This is a genomic window from Tsuneonella rigui (assembly GCF_003958625.1).
Lineage (GTDB): Bacteria > Pseudomonadota > Alphaproteobacteria > Sphingomonadales > Sphingomonadaceae > Tsuneonella > Tsuneonella rigui.
Genome location: NZ_RSEL01000017.1, coordinates 17,382 through 39,667, shown reverse-complemented (window position 1 = coordinate 39,667; position 22,286 = coordinate 17,382). Strand labels below are relative to the sequence as shown.

General features: G+C 66.3%; 24 protein-coding genes and 1 tRNA gene. 6 read left to right on the top strand and 19 right to left on the bottom strand.

Annotated elements, in window-relative coordinates; translation table 11 throughout:
- Positions 1-212 (bottom strand): GcrA family cell cycle regulator (locus tag ELY12_RS07965; RefSeq protein WP_241229779.1); only part of this gene is annotated, 212 nt, incomplete at its 3' end.
- A gap of 86 nt (positions 213-298) precedes the next feature.
- On the opposite strand from ELY12_RS07965, the gene ELY12_RS07960 reads away from it, so the two are divergent.
- The gene (locus ELY12_RS07960) at positions 299-1,165 is read left to right on the top strand and encodes an ABC transporter permease (RefSeq protein WP_126176176.1); all 867 of its coding nucleotides are present in this window, start codon (positions 299-301) and stop codon (positions 1,163-1,165) included.
- Here ELY12_RS07960 and hspQ read toward each other — a convergent pair.
- The gene (gene hspQ, locus ELY12_RS07955) at positions 1,162-1,542 is read right to left on the bottom strand and encodes a heat shock protein HspQ (RefSeq protein ID WP_126176175.1); all 381 of its coding nucleotides are present in this window, start codon (positions 1,540-1,542) and stop codon (positions 1,162-1,164) included. The two genes, ELY12_RS07960 and hspQ, sit on opposite strands and share 4 nt — an antisense overlap.
- Before the next feature lie 154 nt (positions 1,543-1,696).
- On the opposite strand from hspQ, the gene ELY12_RS07950 reads away from it, so the two are divergent.
- Positions 1,697-1,786, top strand: a tRNA-Ser gene (locus ELY12_RS07950).
- A gap of 138 nt (positions 1,787-1,924) precedes the next feature.
- Here the strand turns inward: ELY12_RS07950 and ELY12_RS07945 are convergent.
- Genes ELY12_RS07945 through cyoA form a run of 7 tightly spaced genes read right to left on the bottom strand, consistent with a single transcriptional unit; the run spans position 1,925 to position 8,664 of the window.
- Positions 1,925-2,461, bottom strand: coding sequence for a response regulator transcription factor (locus ELY12_RS07945; RefSeq protein ID WP_126176174.1), 537 nt, complete (start codon positions 2,459-2,461; stop codon positions 1,925-1,927).
- On the bottom strand, positions 2,462-3,778 hold the full coding sequence (locus ELY12_RS07940) for an ATP-binding protein (RefSeq protein ID WP_126176173.1): 1,317 nt from the start codon (positions 3,776-3,778) through the stop codon (positions 2,462-2,464).
- Positions 3,778-4,494, bottom strand: a complete 717-nt coding sequence (locus ELY12_RS07935) for an SURF1 family cytochrome oxidase biogenesis protein (RefSeq protein WP_126176172.1) — start codon at positions 4,492-4,494, stop codon at positions 3,778-3,780. The genes ELY12_RS07940 and ELY12_RS07935 overlap by 1 nt, the downstream gene beginning before the upstream one ends.
- Positions 4,491-4,853, bottom strand: a complete 363-nt coding sequence (gene cyoD, locus ELY12_RS07930; RefSeq protein ID WP_126176171.1) for a cytochrome o ubiquinol oxidase subunit IV — start codon at positions 4,851-4,853, stop codon at positions 4,491-4,493. The genes ELY12_RS07935 and cyoD overlap by 4 nt, the downstream gene beginning before the upstream one ends.
- Positions 4,850-5,482: a cytochrome o ubiquinol oxidase subunit III gene (gene cyoC, locus ELY12_RS07925; protein WP_126176170.1), complete on the bottom strand. Its 633-nt coding sequence runs from the start codon at positions 5,480-5,482 to the stop codon at positions 4,850-4,852. Before cyoC ends, cyoD begins: the two co-directional genes overlap by 4 nt.
- Positions 5,483-5,485: 3 nt before the next feature.
- The gene (cyoB, locus tag ELY12_RS07920) at positions 5,486-7,486 is read right to left on the bottom strand and encodes a cytochrome o ubiquinol oxidase subunit I (protein ID WP_126176169.1); all 2,001 of its coding nucleotides are present in this window, start codon (positions 7,484-7,486) and stop codon (positions 5,486-5,488) included.
- Positions 7,487-7,506: 20 nt separating this feature from the next.
- Entirely contained in the window at positions 7,507-8,664 is a 1,158-nt protein-coding gene (cyoA, locus tag ELY12_RS07915; RefSeq protein WP_126176168.1) for a ubiquinol oxidase subunit II, read from the bottom strand.
- 152 nt (positions 8,665-8,816) lie between these two features.
- Here cyoA and ELY12_RS07910 point away from each other — a divergent pair, with 152 nt between their 5' ends.
- Positions 8,817-10,148 carry an MFS transporter gene (locus ELY12_RS07910; RefSeq protein ID WP_126176167.1) on the top strand — a complete coding sequence of 444 codons (1,332 nt, stop codon included), beginning with the start codon at positions 8,817-8,819 and terminating at the stop codon, positions 10,146-10,148.
- A gap of 265 nt (positions 10,149-10,413) precedes the next feature.
- A complete protein-coding gene (locus tag ELY12_RS07905; RefSeq protein ID WP_126176166.1) occupies positions 10,414-10,845 on the top strand; it encodes a hypothetical protein in 432 nt (143 codons plus the stop codon).
- 19 nt (positions 10,846-10,864) lie between these two features.
- Here the strand turns inward: ELY12_RS07905 and ELY12_RS07900 are convergent, their stop codons facing one another.
- From ELY12_RS07900 to ELY12_RS07855, 10 genes are all read right to left on the bottom strand, one after another.
- Positions 10,865-11,950, bottom strand: a complete 1,086-nt coding sequence (locus ELY12_RS07900) for a hypothetical protein (RefSeq protein ID WP_126176165.1) — start codon at positions 11,948-11,950, stop codon at positions 10,865-10,867.
- Complete coding sequence (locus tag ELY12_RS07895; protein WP_126176164.1) at positions 11,947-14,424, bottom strand: fimbria/pilus outer membrane usher protein; 2,478 nt, start codon at positions 14,422-14,424, stop codon at positions 11,947-11,949. The genes ELY12_RS07900 and ELY12_RS07895 overlap by 4 nt, the downstream gene beginning before the upstream one ends.
- A gap of 1 nt (position 14,425) precedes the next feature.
- Complete coding sequence (locus ELY12_RS07890; protein WP_126176163.1) at positions 14,426-15,172, bottom strand: fimbria/pilus periplasmic chaperone; 747 nt, start codon at positions 15,170-15,172, stop codon at positions 14,426-14,428.
- 28 nt (positions 15,173-15,200) lie between these two features.
- On the bottom strand, positions 15,201-15,776 hold the full coding sequence (locus ELY12_RS07885) for a spore coat protein U domain-containing protein (RefSeq protein WP_126176162.1): 576 nt from the start codon (positions 15,774-15,776) through the stop codon (positions 15,201-15,203).
- Complete coding sequence (locus ELY12_RS07880; protein WP_126176161.1) at positions 15,776-16,369, bottom strand: hypothetical protein; 594 nt, start codon at positions 16,367-16,369, stop codon at positions 15,776-15,778. The genes ELY12_RS07885 and ELY12_RS07880 overlap by 1 nt, the downstream gene beginning before the upstream one ends.
- Position 16,370: 1 nt before the next feature.
- Positions 16,371-16,934, bottom strand: a complete 564-nt coding sequence (locus tag ELY12_RS07875; protein WP_126176160.1) for a hypothetical protein — start codon at positions 16,932-16,934, stop codon at positions 16,371-16,373.
- A 14-nt stretch (positions 16,935-16,948) separates the two neighbouring features.
- Positions 16,949-17,533 (bottom strand): hypothetical protein, encoded by a 585-nt coding sequence (locus ELY12_RS07870; protein WP_126176159.1) that lies wholly within the window; start codon positions 17,531-17,533, stop codon positions 16,949-16,951.
- Positions 17,534-17,566: 33 nt separating this feature from the next.
- Complete coding sequence (locus tag ELY12_RS07865; protein ID WP_126176158.1) at positions 17,567-18,109, bottom strand: hypothetical protein; 543 nt, start codon at positions 18,107-18,109, stop codon at positions 17,567-17,569.
- A 34-nt stretch (positions 18,110-18,143) separates the two neighbouring features.
- Positions 18,144-18,713 carry a hypothetical protein gene (locus tag ELY12_RS07860; protein ID WP_126176157.1) on the bottom strand — a complete coding sequence of 190 codons (570 nt, stop codon included), beginning with the start codon at positions 18,711-18,713 and terminating at the stop codon, positions 18,144-18,146.
- An 80-nt stretch (positions 18,714-18,793) separates the two neighbouring features.
- The gene (locus ELY12_RS07855) at positions 18,794-19,396 is read right to left on the bottom strand and encodes a hypothetical protein (protein ID WP_126176156.1); all 603 of its coding nucleotides are present in this window, start codon (positions 19,394-19,396) and stop codon (positions 18,794-18,796) included.
- Between the two features lie 434 nt (positions 19,397-19,830).
- Between ELY12_RS07855 and ELY12_RS07850 the strand changes: the two genes are divergently transcribed.
- Together ELY12_RS07850 and ELY12_RS07845 are read left to right on the top strand one after the other, a co-directional pair.
- Positions 19,831-20,700, top strand: coding sequence for an AraC-like ligand-binding domain-containing protein (locus ELY12_RS07850; RefSeq protein WP_164549453.1), 870 nt, complete (start codon positions 19,831-19,833; stop codon positions 20,698-20,700).
- 103 nt (positions 20,701-20,803) lie between these two features.
- Positions 20,804-22,282 (top strand): ATPase domain-containing protein, encoded by a 1,479-nt coding sequence (locus ELY12_RS07845; protein ID WP_126176154.1) that lies wholly within the window; start codon positions 20,804-20,806, stop codon positions 22,280-22,282.
- Positions 22,283-22,286: the final 4 nt, after the last annotated feature.

The following is a 22,286-nucleotide window of genomic DNA, read 5'->3' as shown; positions in this document are numbered from 1 at the left end:
GCGGCAGGCGCGGGAGCGGCGGCCTTCTTCGGCTCGGGCTTTTCCTCGTTCGGCTTCACCGGGGAGGGACGCGCCTTGAGGCCAAGGCGATGCGCCTTGCCGATCACCGCGTTGCGGCTGACCCCGCCGAGCTCATCGGCGATCTGGCTGGCGGTCGCGCCGCCTTCCCACATCTTCTTCAAGGTGGCGATGCGTTCGTCGGTCCAGCTCATCGGGTCGGTTTCGTCCTGTCGGTCGTGTGGGCGCCGGTCGCCCAAGCGTCTTGTTTCAGGGGGCGCTTGGCCCTAGTCGCGGCGCCATGCCCGATCAAGCCCACTCCCCTGCGGTGGAAACCCGCGCACCCGGCGCTTTCATCCCGCGCGGGCAGCCGGTGATCCAGGGGCTCAATCGGATCGGTTTGTGGAGCCTCTATATTAAGGAGGTTCGCCGGTTTCTCAAGGTGCAGACCCAGACGATCTGGGCGCCGGCCGTTACCACGCTGCTGTTCCTGGTCATCTTCACGGTGGCGATGGGGCGATCCGGCCGGATGGTGCTGGGGGTGCCGTTCGCGACCTTCGTTGCGCCCGGTCTGATCGTCATGGGCATGATGCAGAACGCCTTCGCCAATTCGAGCTTCAGCTTCCTGTCGGGAAAGATCCAGGGGACAATTATCGACCTGCTGATGCCGCCGCTCTCCAATGGTGAGTTAATGGCCGGCATCGTCGGCGCTGCGGTCACTCGCGCAATCGCGGTGGGGCTGGCGGTCGGGGGAGCGATGCTGATGTTCCCGGGCGTCAGCCTGGCGATGGCGCATCCGTGGGCGGTGGTGTGGTTCGGGCTGATGGGCGCGACCCTGCTCGCGCTGCTGGGCCTGTTGACCTCGATCTGGGCGGAGAAGTTCGATCACGCCGCGGCGGTGACTAACTTCGTCGTCGCACCGCTCAGCCTGCTGTCGGGCACGTTCTACGTGATCCACAATCTCTCGCCGGTGTTCCAGGCGATCAGCCGCGCCAATCCGTTCTTCTACGTGATCTCGGGATTCCGCTTCGGCTTCCTCGGCCGGAGCGACATCGGCGACACTAACCTCGCCGTGATCCAGGGCGCGGTCGGCCTCGGCGTGTTCAACGCCGTGCTGGCGCTGATCACCTACCTCGTGCTGCGATCGGGGTGGAAGCTGAAGAGTTAGTGCGTCAGGCCGCGGCGCAGCTTGTAGCGACCGTCGGCGAAGCGATCGAACAGCTCGTTCACCTGCGGGTGATCGACCGGGCCGTTCTCGGCATCGGGCACGAGGTTCTGCTGGCTGACATAGGCGACGTAGCTACTGTCGGCGTTCTCGGCGAGCAGGTGGTAGAACGGCTGCTCGCGGCTCGGGCGGACGGCGGCGGGGATCGCCTCGTACCACTCGTCGCTGTTGGCGAAGACCGGATCGATATCGAACACCACGCCGCGGAAATCGAACAGCCGGTGGCGCACGACTTCACCCACGCCGAAGCGGGCCTTGGTGTGGCGCGGCGCCTCGATCGTGCGGCCGGCCTGGGCAGAAAAGAACTGGGCGCGATCCATGATGCAAATATAAGCCTTGGGAATTGCCAAACAAGCTGGCGGCCACGGTTGTTCCCCCGCCGTGTCGTTTGGGTACTTGGCAAGCGGCGAGCGATTGGCTAGGCGGCGCGCTCGTTTCGACCGGCCCCGCGCGGGGCAAGGCACGAATCCTCGCGGAGAGGTGGCAGAGTGGTCGAACGCGCCGCACTCGAAATGCGGTGTACGGGCAACCGTACCGTGGGTTCGAATCCCACCCTCTCCGCCAGCAAAAAGGCCTCCGCCCAGCGGGGGCCTTTTTGCTGTTGGGGACGCGTGAGGTGGACGAACCCACCGGGTTCGGAGTCGAAGCGAAGCGAAGACGGCCGGTGCGAAGCGCCGGCCAATCCCACCCTCTCCCTAAACGCTATTTCACCGGCCGCTTCTCAAGCTTCCGCGCGAGCGTCCGCCGATGCATCCCCAAACGCCGCGCCGTCTCCGAAATGTTGAACCCGGTCTCGGCCAGCGTCTCGTTGATGCGCTCCCACTCCCACGTCTTGATCGAGGTCGCCTGCCGGGTGATCGGCGCCTCGGTGTCGCCGGCCGTCCGGCCGAACGCAGCCTCGATCTCGTCGGTGTTGGCGGGCTTGGGCAGGTAATTCATCGCGCCGAGCTTGATCGCCTCAACCGCGGTCGCGATGCTGGCGTAGCCGGTGAGCACGACGATGCGCGTGTCTGGGTGACGCTCCTTGAGCAGCCGCACGCAGCCGAGGCCGGACTCGGTGCCGAGCTTGAGGTCGACGACGGCGTAATCCGGGCGCTCGACTTCGAGCAGGGCGGTCAATTCCGCGCTGCCGTGAGCGGTCGAGACGCGGTAGCCGCGGCGCTCGAACGATCGGGCGAGGGTGCGGGCAAAGGTCAGGTCGTCCTCGACGATGACGAGGGTTTTGCTGGTGTCGTCCATCTATCCCTCCCGTTCCGATAGCTCGGGCAATAGCGGCAAGCTGAGCTCGACTACCGCGCCGCCGCCATCGCGGTTGCTCACAGCGAGCCGCCCGCCGAGGCGGCGAACGACATTGACCGCGAGGAACAGGCCGAGGCCGTGACCGGGGCCTTTGCTCGACTGGTACAACTTGCCGATGTTGCGAAGCTGATCGTCGGTAAAGCCGGGACCGCGGTCGGCGACCGTGATCGATACATATTCGTGCGCCTGGGCGCCCGCGAGCGTGACGTTCGGCGATGAGGCCTCGGCGGCGTTCTCCAGCAGGTTCCAGATTGCCTGCCGCAGTGCCGGTTCGGCGGCCACGCGGGCCTGCCCGAGACCGTCGCTGGCATAGGTGAAGTCGATCGCCGCATGAGCCGCTTGCCAACCTGCCGCGATATCATCGAGCATATCCGCAACCGCGACCGACCCCATCGCTTCGCCGCGCGCTTCGCCCGCCGAATGCAGGATGTTGGACACGATCTGCTTGCAGCGCTGGATCTCGGCCTGCGCCTCACCGAGCTCCTCGCGCAATTCGGGGTGCGCGGAGAGGCGCGCATCGCGTTGCCAGTCGGCCACGAGCACCGAGAGCGAGGAAAGCGGCGTGCCGAGCTCGTGCGCGGCTCCGCTGGCGAACAGGCCCATCCGCACGATGCCGTCCTCCTCCGCCGCGTGCTGGGCGAGCTCGGCAACATAGGCATCGCGCGCGCGCAGGTTGCGGCTGATGCGGGTGATGAACAGCACCAGCAGCGCCGCGACCATCACGAAGCTGACCCATTGGCCGATCAGCATGAGGTCAGCCTCGCGATCCCACAGCCGCGCGGGAAGGCGCAGGGGCAGATGGCGCAAGGTGAGGAAGGCGAACGCCAGACAGCATGAGGCGCCGAGCGGGATTACCATCGCGGGCGGCAGCAGGATCGCGCCGAGCACGACCTGCAGCAGGTAGAGCGAGATGAACGGGTTGGTCGCTCCGCCGCTCAGGTAGAGCTGCGCGGTTAACGCGGCCATGTCGAGCAGCAGCGCGAGCAGGAACTCCCCGGGCACCGCGCGAAACCGGCGCAGGCTGAGCATGAACACTATGTTCGCCAGCGAGAGTGCGGCCGCGACCGCGAGCATCGGTGCGAGCGGCAGGCGCACCCCGAGCGCAAAGTGAGCCAATAGGATCGCCACCACCTGCCCCGCGACCGCAATCCAGCGTAGCTGGATGAGCTGGCGCATGTTCTCCGCCGCCGCCTCGTCAGGCGAGCGCCCGCTTGGCGGCGGGGGGCGGCGGGTGAGGGCGAGCAGGGGCCGATCCATCAGCCCCGCTCTTCGCGCGAACGCAGGACCAGCGCCAGCCCCACCAGGCACAGCACGGCGAGGCCGAACCAGGTCAGCGCATAGACGAGGTGGGCGTTCCGGAAGTGGACCACGGTCAGGCCGCCGACCGGCAGTCCGCCGGGATTGGGCGTGGCATCGGCGTCGATGAAGAACGGAGCCGCGCCGGACACGCCGCGGGCACGGGCAATCGCCGCCACGTCGCGCGAATACCAGCGGTTGTTCGCCGGATCATTGGGGCGGAGGAAGCGGCCGCCTGGCTCGGTCATGCGCAGCAGGCCGGTGATGGCCACTTCGCCCGCGACCTGCCCTGCCGCTCTGCTGGAAGGCTTTGCCCGATCGCGAGGCACGAACCCGCGATTGATTAGGATCGTCCCCTGGGCCGTGCGCAGCGGGGTCATGACCCAGTAGCCCGCACCGCGCTCGGTCAGCGCATCGACCAGCGTCTCGCGGTCGTGGAGGAATGTGCCGCGCACCGCGACGTGCCGGTACTCTTCGGATTGAGCGGTGATCTCCGGCCATGCCGAACGCGAAGGTATAGGTGCAGCCGGCGCCTGCACCCGCGCATCGACCCGCTCGATCAGGTCGAGCTTCCACGCCAGCCGCTCGACTTGCCACACGCCGAGCGCGCCGAACAGCAGCGTGCCGAGCGCGCACAGCGCCAGGAGGAAGCGGCGCTTCCCCCGCGCTCCGCTCACGGAGTGTAGCTCACCTCGCCCGTGGTCATGCCGGGCATCATGTTGGTATTGAGGTGGTACATGATCCACACCGATCCTGCGATCATGATCACCAGCAGCACCGCTGTGAAGACGTAGGCGATCAGCGTCCAGCCGCCTTCCGCGCGCGTGTTGACGTGGAGGAAGCAGATCGTGTGCACCAGGATCTGTACCACCGCCATGGCGATCACCGTGATGGCCGTGGCGGCCGGGGTCAGCACGCCGGTCATCACCAGCCAGAACGGAACCGCGGTCAGGACGACCGACAGGATGAAGCCGATAAGGTAGCTACGCTTCGTGCCGTGGCCGTAACTTTCCTCAGCGTGGTTGGTCGCGCTCATCGGATCATTCCCAGCAGGTAGACGAAGGTGAAGACGCCGATCCACACGACGTCGAGGAAGTGCCAGAACATGCTGAGGCACAAGAGGCGCCGCCGGTTCTCGGGCGTCGCGCCGCTCTGCGATAGTTGCACCAGCATCACGCCGATCCAGACGATGCCGACCGTCACGTGCAGCCCGTGCGTGCTCACCAGCGTGAAGAAACTCGAGAGAAACCCGCTCCGCTGCGGCGTTGCGCCTTCGGCAATCAGGGTGCCGAATTCGAACAGCTCGACCCCGACGAACGCCGCGCCGAGAAGGCCGGTCACCAGCAGCCACGCCTGCACCGTGCGCACTTTGCCGCCGTCCAGCGCCAGCATTGCAAACCCGTATGTTATCGAGCTTATCAGCAGCAGCGCGGTGTTGAGCGCGACCAGCGGCAGCTCGAAGATTTCGCGCGGCGAAGGCCCGCCGGCGAAGCTGGTGCTCATCACGCCGAAGGTGGCGAACAGCGTCGCGAAGATGAGCGCGTCGCTCATCAGGTAGATCCAGAAGCCCAGGATCGTCGGGCTGCCGGCGTGCGCGTGGTCGTCTTCGGTGACGTAGAAGGTCGGCGCTTGTTCGGCGGCGGCCGGGTGAGGGATCTTCGCCATGGCTTAGGCTCCCGCCGTCAGCAGCGGCTGCCGGCCGCGTTCGGTGCGCTCCACCTCGTCCACGGGGACGTAGTAGTCGCGGTTACGATTGAAGGTGTGCGCGATCGAGGCGGCGATCAGCGCGGCGAACGACAGCGCCGCCAGCCACCAGATGTACCACACCATCGCGAAGCCGAGCACCAGCGCGAGCCCGGAGAGGATCACCCCCATCCCGGTGTTGCGCGGCATGTGGATCGGCAGGTAGCCATCCTTCGGCCGGCCGGCGTTACGCTGCTTCATGTCGTACCACGCGTCGAGATCGTGGACGACCGGCGTGAACGCGAAGTTGTACGGCGGCGGCGGTGAGCTTGTCGACCACTCCAGCGTGCGGCCGTCCCACGGATCGCCGGTCGTATCGCGCAGCTTGTCGCGGTTCCTGATGCTCACCGCGATCTGGATGATGAACGCGGCGATGCCGATGGCGATGATCACCGCGCCGATCGCCGCGATCACGAACCACGGCTGCAGCGTCGGATCGTCGAGGTGCCGCACGCGCCGCGTGGTGCCCATCAGGCCGACGATGTAGATCGGCGTCCACGCCACCCAGTAGCCGATCACCCAGCCCCAGAAGTGGACCAGGCCCCACTTGCGGTCGAGCTTGAAGCCGAACGCCTTGGGCCACCAGTACTCGATGCCTGCGAACAGGCCGAACACCACGCCGCCGATGATCACGTTGTGGAAGTGCGCGACGAGGAACAGCGAGTTGTGGAGCACGAAGTCCGCCGGCGGCACCGCCAGCAGCACGCCGGTCATCCCGCCGACCACGAAGGTCAGCATGAATGCCACCACCCACATCATCGGCAGCTCGAAGCGGATCGATCCGCGGTACATCGTGAACAGCCAGTTGAAGATCTTCGCGCCGGTCGGGATCGAGATCACCATCGTGGCGATGCCGAAGAAGCTGTTGACGCTGGCGCCCGATCCCATGGTGAAGAAGTGGTGCAGCCACACGAGGTAGCTGAGGATCGTGATGACCACCGTCGCGTAAACCATCGACGAATAGCCGAACAGGCGCTTGCCGGTGAAGGTCGAGGTGATTTCCGAATAGATGCCGAACACCGGCAGGACGAGCACGTAGACCTCCGGGTGGCCCCACACCCACACGAGGTTCCAGTACATCATCGGGTTGCCGCCGAGATCATTGGTGAAGAAGTTGAACCCGAGATAACGGTCCAGCATCAGCATCGCGAACGCGGCGGTGAGCGTGGGGAAGATCGCGATCGCGAGCGTCTGGCTGCACAGCGCGGTCCAGCAGAACACCGGCATCTTCATCATCGTCATGCCCGGCGCGCGCATCTTGATGATCGTCGTCACCATATTGATCGCGGATAGCGTTGTGCCGAGACCCGCTATCTGGAGGGACCAGAGATAGTAATCGGGGCCCGTCCCGGGGGAGTTCTGCAGGTTCGCCACCGGCACGTAGTTGAGCCAGCCGGCAGTCGAGAACTCGCCGATGAACAGCGACGCCATCACCAGCAGTGCGCCGGCCACCGTCAGCCACAGTGACAGGCTGTTGAGGAACGGAAACGCCACGTCGCGCGCGCCGATCTGCAACGGCATCACCAAGTTGATGATGCCCGAGATCAGCGGGATCGCGACGAAGAAGATCATAATCGTCCCGTGCGCGGTGAACACCTGGTCAAAGTGATGCGCGGGCAGGTAACCTTCGTTCGGCCCGAACGCGATCGCCTGCTGCGCGCGCATCATCAGCGCGTCTGAGAACCCGCGCAGCAGCATCACGATCGCCAGGATGATGTACATCACCCCGATCTTCTTGTGATCGACGCTGGTCAGCCACTCACGCCACAGCCAACCCCACAGCTTGAACTTGGTCACTGCCGCCACGATCGCGAGGCCGAGCAGGACCACGACGGCGAACGTGCCGACCAGGATCGGCTCGTGATAGGGGAAGGATTCCCAAGTCAGCCGTCCGAAGATGGTCTTGGCGAGCGATTGATCGAACACGGGGGCGTGGCTCCAGGAATTCAGGCGGCTGCAACGACGCTGGCGGGCGTCGCGGCGCTAATCTTGCGGTCTTCGGGCGGCTGCGCGGGGGCCTTGTGGTGGTCCGCCGGCGCCTTGAAGCGGTTGGTGTTGACCATCTCGCCCTTCTCGTCGGGCGAGCGGAGCATGGCGCCTTCCGGCTTCGATCCGTGCATCGGCATCGAGTTGCCCCGCTGCGGCATGCCAGCCCCCGGGCGGACGTCGTGCGGGTTGCCGCCGCCGCGCATCCGGTCGTGCTCCATCAGGTCGGTCATGCACGGCGTGCCCGGCTCGACGCAGCGCTCGAGGATGCGCCGGTAGAGGTCGGAATCGACCGCGGCGAACTGCATCGCCGGCACCTTCTCGCTCGGCTTGACCAGCTGTTCGTAGGCGGCGAGGTCGAGCGCGCGGCCGGAGGCTTTCGCTTGCGCGACCCATGCGTCGAACCCGGCCTGGTCCACGCCCTTGAGCTGGAAGCGCATATCGGAGAAGCCCGCGCCGCTGTAGTTGGCCGAGAGACCTTCGTAGTTGCCCGGCCGGTTGAGCACTGCGTGGAGCGTGCTCTGCATCCCCGGCATTACATAGATCATCCCCGCCAACGTCGGCGCGTAGAAGGTGTTCATCATGTTGGTCGAGGTGAGATCGAACCGCACTTGGCGGTTCACCGGCAGCGCCAGTTCGTTGACCGTGGCGATGCCCTGGTCGGGATAGATGAACAGCCATTTCCAATCGAGCGACACCACTTGCACCCGCAGCGGCTGTTCGATCGGCGCGTGCGCTTCGTGCTCGGTCGCGTGGACGTCGATCGGGCGAAACGGATCGAGCAGGTGCGTGCTCGACCAGGTCAGCGCGCCCAGGATGATGATGATCAGCAGCGGCGCGGACCAGATCACCAGTTCGAGCGCGGTCGAGTGGTCGAAGTGCGGATCGTAGGTGCCGCCCTTGCCCTTGCGATAGCGCCACGCGAACACGACGATCAGCACCATCACCGGCACGATGATCAGCAGCATCAGCCCGGTGGAAATATAGATGATGTCGCGCTGCTGGCGGGCCACGTCGCCCGCCGGGTTGAACACCGCGCGGTCGCACGCGGCCAGCAGGCCTAGCAGCGGCACAAGGAGCGCGGGGCGAAGGCGGCGGAACGGGAAACGCTGCAGCATGCCCTCCCTTTAGCGGCGGCACAGACGCACGCGACATTGGACATTTTGTCCAATCCTCAAACGCACCGTGTTGCTTCATTGGAAACGTCGACGGCTTGCGTCGTTCCCGTCTCGGGGCGACAAGGCGCGTCGGCATTTGGAGACCAGCAGCGATGACGGCACCCGCCTCGCCATCGAACTCTACGCCGCTCGAGCGCGATGCGCGGCTCGTCAACGCTCGTCACGACGAGATCCGCCCCGGCGAGATCGCCATCGGCGTGATCGTCGGCCGCACCAGCGAGTTCTTCGACTTCTTCGTCTACGCAATCGCGTCGGTGCTGGTGTTCCCCGCGCTGGTGTTTCCCTACGTCGACCGGCTGACGGGCACGCTCTATTCGTTCGCGCTGTTCTCGCTCGCGTTCGTCGGGCGGCCGCTTGGCACGCTGATCTTCACAGCGATCGACCAGCGGCACGGGCGGGGGGTCAAGCTGACCATCGCGCTGTTCCTGCTCGGCGGGTCGACGATGGCGATCGCGCTTTTGCCGGGCTATGCGCAGGTGGGCGCGGTGAGCGCCTGGCTGCTGGCGTTCTTCCGTCTCGGCCAGGGCATCGCGCTCGGCGGCGCGTGGGACGGGCTGCCCTCGCTCCTGCAGCTCAATTCGCCCGAGGACCGGCGCGGATGGTATTCGATGATCCCGCAGATCGGTGCGCCGCTCGGGCTCGTGGTGGCCAGCGGGCTGTTCGCGTACTTCCTCGCGCTGCTCGGTTCGGAGGATTTCCTCAGCTGGGGCTGGCGCTATCCGTTCTTCGTCGCGCTGGCGATCAACGTCGTGGCGCTGTTCGCGCGGCTGCGGCTGGTCGCGACGCCGGAGTTCAAGCGCCTGTTCGAAACGCGCGACCTGCAGCCCTCGCCGCCATTCGAGACCCTGTTCAGCGAATGGCGCACGATCCTCCTCGGCGCTTTCGCTCCGCTGGCGAGCTTCGCTCTGTTCCACCTTGTGACCGTCTTCCCGCTGTCGTGGGTGAGCCTCTATACCGAGGAGAACCCGGTCCGCTTCCTGATCATCGAAGCGGTCGGCGCGCTCATCTGCGTGCTGTCGATCATGGCGTCGGGCGTGATCGCCGACCGGGTAGGCCGCCGCGCGGTGCTCGGCGTATCGGCCGCGCTGATCGGCGCTTATAGCGGCTTTGCACCGCAGCTCTTGAACGCAGGGGCGGTGGGGGAGACCGCGTACATGTTCGGCGGCTTCGTCTTGCTGGGACTAGCGTTCGGCCAATCCGCGGGCGCGGTGAATTCCAGCTTCCCGTCGGAGCACCGCTATACCGGCGCGGCGATCGTCTCCAACTCGGCGTGGTTCATCGGCGCGGGCTTCGCCCCCTTCGTGGCGCTGTTCCTCGCCAGCCGGTTCGGCTTGTGGTCGGTGGGACTTTATCTGCTGTCAGGCGTGGTCTGCACTTTGGGTGCGCTCTACATCAACCGCGAGTGGGCGGGGCGCAGAGGCTGACGCCTGCCGATGTCTGGTGAACGGCACTAACGCCTTCCTGCATAAAATCTCCGGATACCTTTCGAAAGCGGGGGCGTTAGCGCTGTCGTTTACCATTTCGAGCGAGAGAAGTGCCCGCGATGCCATTCGATTGCATCGCCTTTTCGCACTGAGGATCGGCTGACGAGCGCGCTACAGTTCGCACGGCGTTAACCTTGTCTGGCGCGCAGGGCGTTAACCACCATCGCGTTAGTCAGCGGGCAATGTTCTCAAGGAGAGTATTGCCATGACCGCTTTCAAACTCCCGCTCGCCGTGGGCGTCGTTGCGGCAGCGATTGCTACCCCCGTCGTAGGCGTCGATCCCGGCGTCGCGCTGGGCGCGAATTCGACGCGGATCACGATCAGCGGCTTCGTGCCGGTGATCTGCCACGCCCGCGTGACCGCCGATCTGGTCGCCGCGCAGCCGGGCACCGCCAGCCTCGGCGAGCTCAAGGAATTCTGCAACAGCCCGCACGGCTACCGCGTGCATGCCGACTATTCGGCCTCGCTCGCTAATGCGAAGCTGATCGTCGATGGTCAGGAAGTGGCGCTGCCGGCCGATGGCACCGCCGTGGTCAGCCAGTCCGACCGCGCCGCGATCGACAGCCGCAGCCTCGCGATCGCCTTGCCCGAAGGTGTCGAGGGCGGCGCGCTGAGCTTCCGGATCGAACCGCTCTAAGGCTCGCGCCGGCGAGCGGTCAGAACTGGCCGCTCAGTCCAGAACATTCTCCGCCCGAGGTGGTCGCGGTCGCGGCCGCCTTGGGCGCGATCGTGACCGTCAGCGTGTCGCGGTAGTTGCCCGACACCACCTTGCCCGCGCCGCCTTCGGCGAGCTGACCCTGGATGTTCAGGTGATCCTCGGCGGCGATGCCGACACCGGCGCGCGGGCAGATCGTGGTGATCGCCGCGGTATTGGTCGGCACGCGCGTCGCGCCGAGGAACTTGAGCCTGTACCCTACTTTTTGCAGCGGGTTCGCCGTCGCGGTTCCGCCGGGCGTCATGTAGTAGTTGTTCGCCGAAGTCAGCGAGATTTCGTACGGGCCCGAGCTCTGCACGCGCACGTAGTTGGTCGGCGCGGTGACGTAGGTCAGCGGACTGCCCGCGACGTCGGCGTTGGTCTTGTCGCCAATCTCTCCGAAATCGAGCGGGGCGCCGCCGTAACTCGCCTGCAGCGCGCTCAGCACGGTGATCGGGAAGGACACCGCGTTGGCGATGCTCCCGGTCTGCTGGGTCGGGCTCCCGCCGCCGGTGGTCGAGCAGGCGAACACCGCGTCGAATGGCAGCGTGGTGGAGGCGTTCAGGTCCAGGTTGGCGGGCAAGGTGACCTGGAAAGTCACGTTGGCGAAGTCAGACGCGGCGTTGTTGCCGGTGAACTCAATCTTCAGAAACTGGTTGGCCGAGCTCGGATTGACCGAGGTCGGTGCAACGGTCGGCGGCGACTGGTTGAAGTCGTAGAAGATATCGAGGTTGAGGCCCGTCACGTTGCCGTCGACCGCGACCGAGGTAGGGACGATCGAGGTGCCGTCTGCGGCGGTCGAATTGCTCTTGAGGTAGAAGTTGACGATGTCGGTCTTCTGCCCGCCCGCGCCGTTGATGCGCTGCAGCCGCAGAGTCACGGTCGCGGTCGGAAAGCCGGTCGGGCTGAACGGATCGTAGACCCCGCCGTTGGCGGTCGCGCTGCCGATGATGCCGCAAGTTGCGGCGCTCGCCGCGCCGCCCCACGCCAGCGCGGCGGCGGCAGCGAGCCCGGCCAGACAGCGGCGGACGGTGGTTGCACCAATCATTTCACTTCCCCTGAGGGCCTGATTTCGCCCACCCGCAGGACGCCTTGCGCGTCTGCCGGGACGTCGATGATAAAGACCGAGCGCGCGTCGTCGAGCATTTCGACCCGCCACTTGCCTGGCGCCAGACCCGCCGCGCCGAAGCGGCCCTGGCGGTTGGTGAAGACCGTGATGCCCTCACGCTCCGGATGCGTCACTTCGCGTGCGGTGCCCGAAACCAGCGCGATCGGCTCGCCGTCGGCGTTGATCATCGTGCCGAGCGCGGTGACGTTGTAGTCGGACCCGACGGTCAGCAGGTAGCCGCTGCGGTACGCCGGGAACAGGCGGAAGGCCCCTTGGCCGATGTCCGTCCCCGCTGGCGCATTCTCGATATCCACCGGCACCGTGCGCTCCGAATACGAGGACAGGCTCGGCATCGTCGCCGCGCCCAACGCGCCGCTCTCGGCCGCGAACCCGTAGGTGGTCGGATCGACGATCACGTTCGCGCCCTTCAAGGAGCGGTGCGGCTGCACGATCGCGAAGCTGTCGTAGATCGGCCGGCCGACCGACACCGCGCCGCCGCCGACTGCGATCGAGGTCCCGAGGCGGAAGTTGCTGCGCTGGCTGACGCTCTCGCCGAAGGTACCGTCGAACGCGCCGTAGTGGCTGAAGCCGAGCTCGGCGCGGTTGGCGAAGTAGTTCGCGTTGACGCTGATGCCGCTGCCGAAATCGCTCGTTTCGGCGTCGGCGGTCACGTTGTAGCTGCCCACGCCCGATCCGCGCAGCGTCTGGTAGGAAACCCGCGCGCGGTCGCCGCGGCTGTCGAACTCGCCGCGGACCGAAGAATAGCGGCCCAGGCGGATGGTCAGCGACGCGAACGCGCTGACCTCGTCGCCGAGCGAATCCTTGGTGTAGCGGCCCTCCATGTTGAGCGTCGCCTGGTCCGAAATGCGCCAGCCGGCGGTCAGCCGCGCGCTGGCGACGTCGGGGCGGGTGCCGCGGCCCTTGCCATAGCGTCCGTCGACCCCGGTGTAGAACCGGTCGGAGAACGCGTGGCTGTAGCCGCCCCCGACTTCGTAGCGGAACGGATTGTCGGGCAGAAAGAAGCTGACCGGCGCGAAGTCCTTGCTGCGGTGTTCGGCGAACAGGTTGAGGGTGTCGCTGCGGCCGTCGCCGCGCTGGATCAGCCGCTGGAAAGTCCCCTGCAGGGCCACCCCGTCACCGACGCCCTTGAAATGGCTGACCGCCCCCTGCAGCCCGAAGGTGCCGAGCGAAGTGCCGAGGACCGCTTCGAGCCCGCCCATCTGCACGTCCTCATCGGCCTGCATGTTCGCGCCCAGGGTCACGTAGTCGCTGATGCCGCGCCGGTAGTATCCGCTGAACACCGGATCGTCGGTGTAATGCGGGCCCGCCTGCCGCAGCGGCGCGCGGACGCCCGCGTAGACGCCGAATTCGCTCAGCCCCTCGGCGAGCTGGGTCTGGTCGAGGAACACGTTGAAGCGCAGGATCTCGGTGCGGCCGGTGTCGTCGAGCACGTTGAGGCGAATGTCGTTGGCGCCCTGCGCGAAGGGGAAATCGCGCAAGTCGTAGTTGCCGGGCGCCAATTGCAGCCGGCGGACCTGCTGGCCGTTTACCAGCACCTCGACGATCGACGCACGCTCGAGCCGGAAATTGCGATCGCCGCGCGGGCGGATGATCTGCTGCGGGTTGAGCACGCCGTATGAGCGGTAGACCGAGATGCCGGCGATATCGGGCACCGACTGGAAGCCGCGGCCGGTCGTCTCGAGGTCGCCCGCAGTCCAGCGCATGATCGCCTGGGTATCGTCATAGACCAGCCGGCTGCCGAGGCGCTGGAAATCGTGCCCGAACGCGCCCGGGCTCCAGATCGCGTCGCTTTCAGCGACCACCTTGCCCATCCGGATCGCGCCGTCGAGCAGCATGGTGGGGTTCTCGAAGCCCTCGTCGAAGCCGTCTTCGACCAGATCGAACGAGCCGCGGATGTTGAGGTAGGCGCTGGCGTCGAGCGGGGCGAGCACCTCGCCGATCCGCTCGCGATCGAGCGAGGTCACCGCGACCGAGCGCGAGGCGCGCCGCTCGACGGGAATGGTGAAGACGAGTTCGATCCGCTGCGCATCGTACTCGACGCCGATACCCACCGGGGCGAAGTCGCCGGGACCGACTTGCGCCGCCGGCTGCAGCGAGGCGCGCAGCGTGTCGAGCACGTCGGGCGCCAGCACTTCGCTCAACAATTGCAACGCGCGGTCGGCGGGGAAGCGCACGGCCTGGTCCGCGCCGATCGTCAGCGGGATATCGCCGAGATAGGTCGCGCCATCTTTGACCGGCACGGTCAGCACCACGTCGCGCCCGGTCGCATTGAGCGCGCGCGGCGGTGCGGCGACCGGCGGTTCGGGCTGGTCGGCCGCGAACAGCGCCATCGGCGTCGCTAGCGCGAGCGCGCTGACGCCGAGGCGGATCAGGATGAGGCCCCTCCGCTCCATCCTAGTCGCCTGGCGAGAAGGTCACTTCGACCGTTCCGGCTGCGGTCGGGAGCTCGACCGGGAGCCGCACCTTGCGGGTCTGGTGGCCGCCGATCAGGCCGAAGCCCATCCGCTGCTGGATTTCGGGGCCGTTGAGCGTTTCGCGGGCAACTTCGTTACCCGCGGCATCACGCGCGACGACCCGCAGCTTGCCCTGCGACAGGTAGCCGTAGTTCGCCGAATCGTTGCGCACGGTGATCAGCGGATTGTGATGACCGGCGTCGTCCGACACCGCGCTGTCGACCACCGCGATGGCCGGCTTGCCGCCTTGCGGGCCGATGCTGACCAGGACCTGGAAGTTGTACAGGATCTGGATCGCCGACTGCCCTTCCGGCAGCTTCACGGGGAGCTGGGCGACGGTGATGTAGTAGTGCTTGCTTTCCTGCAGGTCCGGATCGCCGACGTACTGGACGCGGAAGGATTGGGTCTGGCCCGGCTGGATCAGCGCCTGCGGCGGGAAGACGAGCAGGTCGCCGGGGTCAACGCCGGTCAGCTTGACCCCGTCTTCGGTCAGTTCGAGCTGCTGGATCTGCAGTTCGACCGGAAGCGGGGTGGAAAAGGTGTTCTCGACCGTGATCACCTGCGACATGCCGCGCCCGGCGGTTTGCAGGTCGAGCACAACCGGCTGGACGGTCATCGCCGCCGCCTGACTGACGGGAGCCGCGGCCAGACAGACCGCGGCGACCGATCGGTAAAACAGATTTCTCATGTGCGTCCCTCGAAGATGCCGGTTCACGTCACGATGCCGGTTCAAACTGGATCGTGACGGTGTCGGCGTAATTGCCGGCGGTTAGCAAACCGCCACCATTCGCTGTGCCGATGCGCAGCCGCAGTTCGCCGTTGCGGGCGGGCTGGTCCGTCTCGATGCCGCCGGTCCGGTCGCTCGGCGCTTGCAGCGTGGTCCCGGCCCAATCTACGCCGATCGTGTAAGGCAGCAGGTCCGCGAAGGCGTCAGGCGCGAGGCGGTTGGCGGGTTGGCCGCCGGCGCGCAGCAGCCCGCCGGTGTCGCTCACCACCGACAGCCGATGCGCGGCGTTGCAGACGACCGGCAGGCTCAGCTCGATGCTGGAGGCGCGGGGCTCGGCGGTCTGCGGATCGACCAGTTGGGTGATCGCGATCGCGCCGCCGCCGGTGCCGTCCGGGGTGAACACCGCGTTGAGCGCGCCGCCGGTCGAGGCGGCCGCGCTGACCACGCACGCCGGCTGAGCGGCGGCGAACACGCGCACCGCCTCGCTGGTGTTGGAGAGGTCCTGCGCCGAGGCGGCGCTTGACAAGCCCAGCAGGGCGATTGCCGCGGGAACGATAGACCGCATTACCGGGGCTCCAGGAAAATGCGCAGCGTGTCGGCGTAGTTGCCGGCGAGAACCGGCGCGCCGAGTTGGGTGTTGGAGGCGCCGGCATCGAGCTCGATGTCGATCCGCACGTCGCCGGCGGCGGGAGAGTCGACGTCGGCGCGGGATTCATGCGCGCGGCGGACTTTCGCATCCGCCTGCAGCGTGCCCGACCGATCCGCCCAGGTGTAGCTGATCTGATAGGGCAGCGCGGTGGCGAAGCTCGGCTGGTCAGGCGAGACGGGTCCTTCGATCGGCCACAGCCCGTTGTCCCGCGATTCGATCCGGATGCGGTGCGGGAAGTTGCACACCGCGCTCAGAAACACCGAGGCGCGCGCCGATTGCGCCTTCAAGGTGCGCGGATCGACCAGTTCCAGAACCCGCAGGGTATCCCCGTCGGCGCCGCGGAAATTGATCAGCTCACCCGTCCGCAAATCGCCTTGTTGAAGGGTGCAGACTTGCGGCGTCTGCCCGGTTACCGGCAGCGACTGGACGGCAGTCGCCGACTGCGCGAGCGCGCCCGGCGCGGCGAAGGCCGCCCAGGTTGCCGCCGCCAGGACCACCGCCTTGCGCATCTCAGTTGGCCGCCGCCAGCGTCACGGTCACCGTGCCGCGATAGTTGGTGTCGGCCACGAGCCGCAGCGCATTGCCGCCGGTGGTGGCGAAGTTCGCCACGCCGACCGCGATGTCGCCGGTAAAGGCGGTCGAACGGGTCTGCTTCGCGGCGGTGTTGGTCGCGGCGGAGGTGGTGAAGCTCGCCGGGGTGGTGGTCCAGCCCGATGCGGTCGCGGTGTAATCGACCGAGCGGCTGAACCCGCTCGGCGGAGTGGCGGTGAAGTTCTGCGCCGCCAGCGGAGTGGCCGCGACCGTGATCGTGCTCTGAGCCGAACAATACGCGCCGGCCAGCGTCCGCGCGGGAGCCGACAGGTCGGTCCGCAGGAAGCCGGTCGACGTGTTGATCAGCACGCCGAGATCGAACGTGCCCTGATTGCCGCTGAGCGTCCCGCCCGAGCACAGCGCGGGCACGTTGCCGGTCACCACGAAGGTCTTGGTGTCGGTGCTGGTCGCTTCCTGCGCGTGAGCGGCAATCGGCAGGGAGCCGAGGCCGATCGCGGCGAGGGTCAGGGCGCGGGCGTTCATGAGAAGATCCTTGTTCATTGTTCGGTGACCGCCGCCGGGCCGAGCGTCACGCGGACGAGGCCCGAGTAGCTGCCGGACACCAGCAACCCGTCTCCGGGAGCCGTGAAGGCCGAGAGGTCGACCGTCAGGTCGGTCTGGCGGGGAGTCTGCTGAACCGAGCTCGATCCGGTGGTCGTCGCGTTGGTGCCGCTGGCGGTCGCGGCGGTGGTCGCCGAGGCGGTGCCGCCGCCCCACTGGCCGGCGACCGCCGTGTAGTTGACCGCCCGCGCGAACCCCGTCGGCGGTGCGGTGGTGCCGTTGGCCGTCTCGACCAGCGCCGTCGCGGACACGCTGGCGACCGACCCTGCGAAATTGCAAAAGCTGGCCGGCAGCGTGACGCTCTGGTTCGCGATCGTGCGGATCTTGCCGACCCGCGTGCCCGAGGTGGCGATCAGGTTGCCCAGGTTGATTGAAGCCTGCGACGGCTCTCCCAGCACGCACAGCGGCGTGACGTTGCCCTCGATCGCGACATCGGCGGTGTCGCTATCGGTCGCCTGCGCGAACGCGGGCGAGCCGATGGCGGCCAAGGTCAGGGCCGAGGTGATGAAAAGCGTACGCATGCTACGATCTCCTGGACAAACTGGTCAGCCCGCTCAGGCCGGCGGGGTGAACACCGGAGACAGGGTCACTTCGACCGAGCCGTTGTAGGTGCCGGCGACCAGAAGGGCGTTGCCGGGTGCCGACGACGCCGACAGCGCGACGCCGACATTGCCGGTGAACATCCCGACCGAGACCGGCGTGCCCGATCCCGCGACCAGCGTCGTGTCGGTGCCCGAGGCGGAGTTGGCGGTCGCGGTGGCGGTGAAATCGACGCGGTTGGTGAAGCCGGTCGCGCTGGTCGCGGCGTTGAGCAGCGGGAAGGCCTGGACGGTCATCCCGGCGGCGGCGCTGTTGCACCAGCCGACCAGCGTCGCGGTCTTGCCGTTGACGGCGGCCGTGTTCAGCTTGCCGGCGTTGGTGTCGCTGCCCGACAGCGCCAGCTCGTTGAGCGAGATGGTCGCGCTCGGAGTGGTGAACAGGCAGCGCCCGGCGACCGAGCCGTCGATCGAGACGGTGCCGGTCGCATCGGCGGTCTGCGCCAGCGCCGGGGTCGCCGCGAGGGCGACCGGAGCCAGCAGAAGTAGTGACTTACGCATGATGGTGTCCTTGTACGGTTCAATCGCGCCGGGCTCAGGTGCCCGGCGAAACGACGATGGTGATCTTGCCGGTGTAGTTGCCCGAGACGAGCACGCCCGAGGCGTTCCAGCCGCTGGTGGCGACGGCGACGTTGGTGCCGCTGCCATTGAGGCGGCTCGTCAGCGTCGCAGTCGAAGCGGCGGGCACGTTGCTGGGATCATGCACGGCGGTCGTCCCAACCACCTGCGTGAAAGTGACGTCGGCGGTATAGTCGACTGAATTGTCATAGCCGGTGTCGGCCGTCGCGGTGTTCACGAGCGGCTCCGCAGTGACCGACACGCCCGGGGTGGCCGAGGTGCACAGAACTTGGGCCTGCAAGCCGGTACCGCCGACGGTGGCGAAAGTGTTCGACAAAGTCGCCGAGTCCTTGAGCGTGCCATCGCTCTGAGCGAGTTCGCCCATTGCCACCGTTGTGCCGAACGTGTTGCCCGCATTGTTGGGCAGCACGAAGCACTTAGGGGCGACGCTGCCCGTGATGTTGACCGTGCCGGTCACATTTTGCGCGGCGGCGGGAGTCGCCATCGCGGCAGAGACGGCGAGCGCCGCCAGAGCAAGCTTCTTCATGGTTACGTTACCTCCGTTTGCCGCTGCGCGGCCGAGTTGGTGCGGAACGATCCCTTGTCCGCGAAAGAGTGCCGCCGCGTTCATGGCGCAGCCGCTATGGTTATGGTCAGGGTGTCGGCGTAGGCGTTGCTCGAGATCAGCGTGCCGGGCCCGGTGTAGGCGGGCGCGCTGACCCGCAGATATGATTGGGTCTGGTTTTGCGACGGCCCGGCGAGCCGCAGGCCCGCGGTGGTCGAAGCGGGGCCGCGGAACGAGCAGGGGCCCGCGGCGGTCGCCTTGAGCGTTTCGACCAGGCACGACGCGTTGGTATCGACCGTGTTGCCGTCGAGATTGAGCGTGACGGTGTAGGGAGCGAGGCCGAGGTAGCCGGGGTCGCTCACCGTGGTCGGGGCCTTGAGCCCGCCGTTGAGCGAGACCACGGCCACGCGCGCCGCGGTGTTGCAGTCGATCGTGAAGCCGAAGTCATGCGACCAGGTCACCTGATCGATCAGCCCCGCATCGAAACTGCCGGTCGGCGCGCCGTTGGTGGCGAACTGACACCGTCCGCCGACGCTCGCGGTGACCGGGATGGAGAGCGGGATCGACTGGCCTTCGTAGACCGTGCTCGACAATTGCGCAGACGCGGGCGCGGCGCTGAGCGCCATCGCCACCAGTCCCATCAATGCAATCACCAATCGGCGCACGTGCTGATCCCCATTGGCCACGGCGACATGCCGGAGCCAGGCAGAGTGGATTCCCCGCGGTTTCCGCTGGGGAATTAACGAAGTTCAGCAACCCTCGTGAACCTGCAGGAAAATAAGCCGGCGTGAAAAATCTTTGTCTTTCAACGCCGCTTGAGAGCTTCTCTGCGGTTCGCGTCCTGTCTCCCCGGTGCTTTCGTTAGCCATGGTGAGTCAAACAGATTAACCTTTCTTGAGATTTTTTGGTGGCAAATTGAGACGTTTTGCAGGATAATGCCGCCAGCCGATGGCCCAAAACTGCCGTTTGAAGCGGTTTCCAGCGGGTGAGGTCGCCGAGTCGAGGGATCGAAATGGACGGCCGAGAATCAGTGCAGGCATCGCTTCATGAGGGAGCGGACAATCTAGGGTCGGTTGATCTTGCCGGTTGGCGCGCGGTCGTGGAATCGCTGTTCGACATCGATCCGCTGGAGACGCCCTTTCATGCTTCGATCGAGACTTTTCGCCTTGGCGAGATCGTCTTCGCGATCACCGAAGGCAGCAGCCAATTGTTCGTGCGCGACGAGCGGGTGATCGCGCGCAGCGGCGCCGATCAAGTGCTGGTGCAAATGTACACCCGCGGTGGCTTCGAGTGCTCCATCGGCGACCAGAGCCACATAGTGGAGGTCGGCGACATCTCGTGCCTCGACCTGTCGCAACCGTTCACTTCCAAAGCGCCTGCGTTTGCCGCCTTCAGCCTGCTGATCCCGCGCCGGATGCTTGGCTTGGCGACAGACGGCGGAGTCTTGCACGGCCGAGTCCTGCCCGCCCAGCTTGCCCGAGCCCGGGTTCTCGGCGGGCATTTGCGCACGTTGGCGCAAGCGAGCCCGATAGCCGATCAGTTCGATCGCGACGTGCTCGGCATGCTGACGGCCACTTTGTGCGAAGCGGCATTCGTCGGGCGCAGCCAATCGCCCGAGGCGCCCGGCGATACCGATCGCTCGATGTTCGCCGAGATCGGCCGGTACATCGAAGCCAACCTGGCCGATCATACCCTTTCCGCCGAACGGCTGGCCGATGAATTCGGAGCTTCGCGCGCAACGCTCTATCGGATGTTCCGGCGTTCGGGCGGCGTCGCATCGTTCATTCGCGAGCGGCGGCTCGATCTCGCTCATCGTGCGCTCACCATCGACCCGGCGGCGCGCGAACGCATTTCCATCCTGGCGCGGCGCTGCGGCTTCAAGAACGAGGACACTTTCGCGCGCGCGTTCAAGGAACGCTACGGGGCGGCCCCGACCAAGCAGCGAAATCAAGCGCTGCGCCCGCGCTAAGGCGGCCGGTTAGGCGCACGCCACCCAAGATGCTTGACGAATCCGGAACTTTCCCCGCAACCAAAGGGTTATGCGTGTCAACTTAATGCGTGGGAGAGGGCTCATGCAAAACTATTCGACGGGTGCTGCTGGGCTCGATGAGATTCTCGCTGGGGGGCTCACTGCCGGACGTCTGTTTCTGCTCGAAGGAAGCCCCGGCGCGGGCAAGACTACGCTCGCGACGCAGTTCCTGCTCGCCGGCGCCGAAGCGGGCGAGACGGTGCTCTATATCACCTTGTCGGAAACCGAGGAGGAATTGCGTGCCGGCGCCACCTCGCATGGGTGGAGCTTCGGCGACAACTTCAAGGTATTCGAGCTCATTCCGCCGGAAAGCCTGCTCGATCAGGACCAGCAGCAGAGCCTGCTCTACTCCTCCGACCTTGAGCTGGGTGAGACCACCAAGCGTATTTTCGAGGCATTCGAGCAGGCCAAGCCGACCCGTGTCGTGCTCGACAGCCTGTCGGAAATTCGGCTGCTGGCGCAAAGTTCGCTGCGCTACCGGCGGCAAATTCTCGCGCTCAAGCACTACTTCGCCCACAAGGGCGCGACCGTCCTGATGCTCGACGACCTGACTGCCGACGTAATGGACAAGACCGTCCACAGCGTCGCGCACGCGGTCATCCGGTTGGAGGAGCTATCGCCCGACTACGGTGCCGAGCGTCGGCGCCTGCGCGTGCTCAAGTACCGTGGACGGCGCTATCGGGGTGGCTACCACGACTTCGTGATCGAGACCGGCGGGATCCGGGTGTTCCCGCGGCTGGTGTCCGCAGAGCACCGGTCCCCCTTCACCCGCGAGACCGTGTCGATCGACAACGAGCGGCTGAACAAGCTGCTGGGCGGCGGGCTGGAGCGGGGCGCGAGCAACCTCATTCTGGGTCCGGCTGGTACTGGTAAATCGCTCTTCACGCTCACGTTCATCACGGCAGCGATCGAGCGCGGAGAGAACGCCGCGATGTTCGTGTTCGACGAAGAGCTGGGCCTGCTGTTTGAACGCGCAAAAGGTTTGGGAATCGACCTTCAGGCGATGGTCGATGCGGAGAAACTGGTTGTCGAACAAATCGACGCAGCCGAGCTGACACCCGGCGAGTTTTCCGAACGGGTACGGCGCTGCGTCGAGAAGTACGGAGCGCGCACCGTCGTCATCGACAGCCTCAACGGCTTCCAGGCCGCCATGCCGGAAGAGCAGGCGCTGGTCCTGCACATGCACGAGTTGCTGCAATACCTGAACCGCCAAGGCGCAACGACCTTCCTCACCGTTGCCCAGCATGGGTTGGTCGGGGACATGAAAACCCCTATCGACGTGACTTATCTGGCCGATACGGTGATCCTGCTGCGCTATTTTGAGGCGCTTGGCCGTGTCCGCCGCGCGATCTCGATCGTCAAGAAGCGTACGGGCAGCCACGAAGATACGATCCGCGAATATATGATCGGTTCGAATGGTATTACGCTCGGCGAGCCTCTTGTCGGGTTCCAGGGTGTCCTTCGCGGCGTGCCGACCTTGGTGGGTGAGACCACTGGCTTGCTCAACAAGGCCGAGGCGTAAGCCG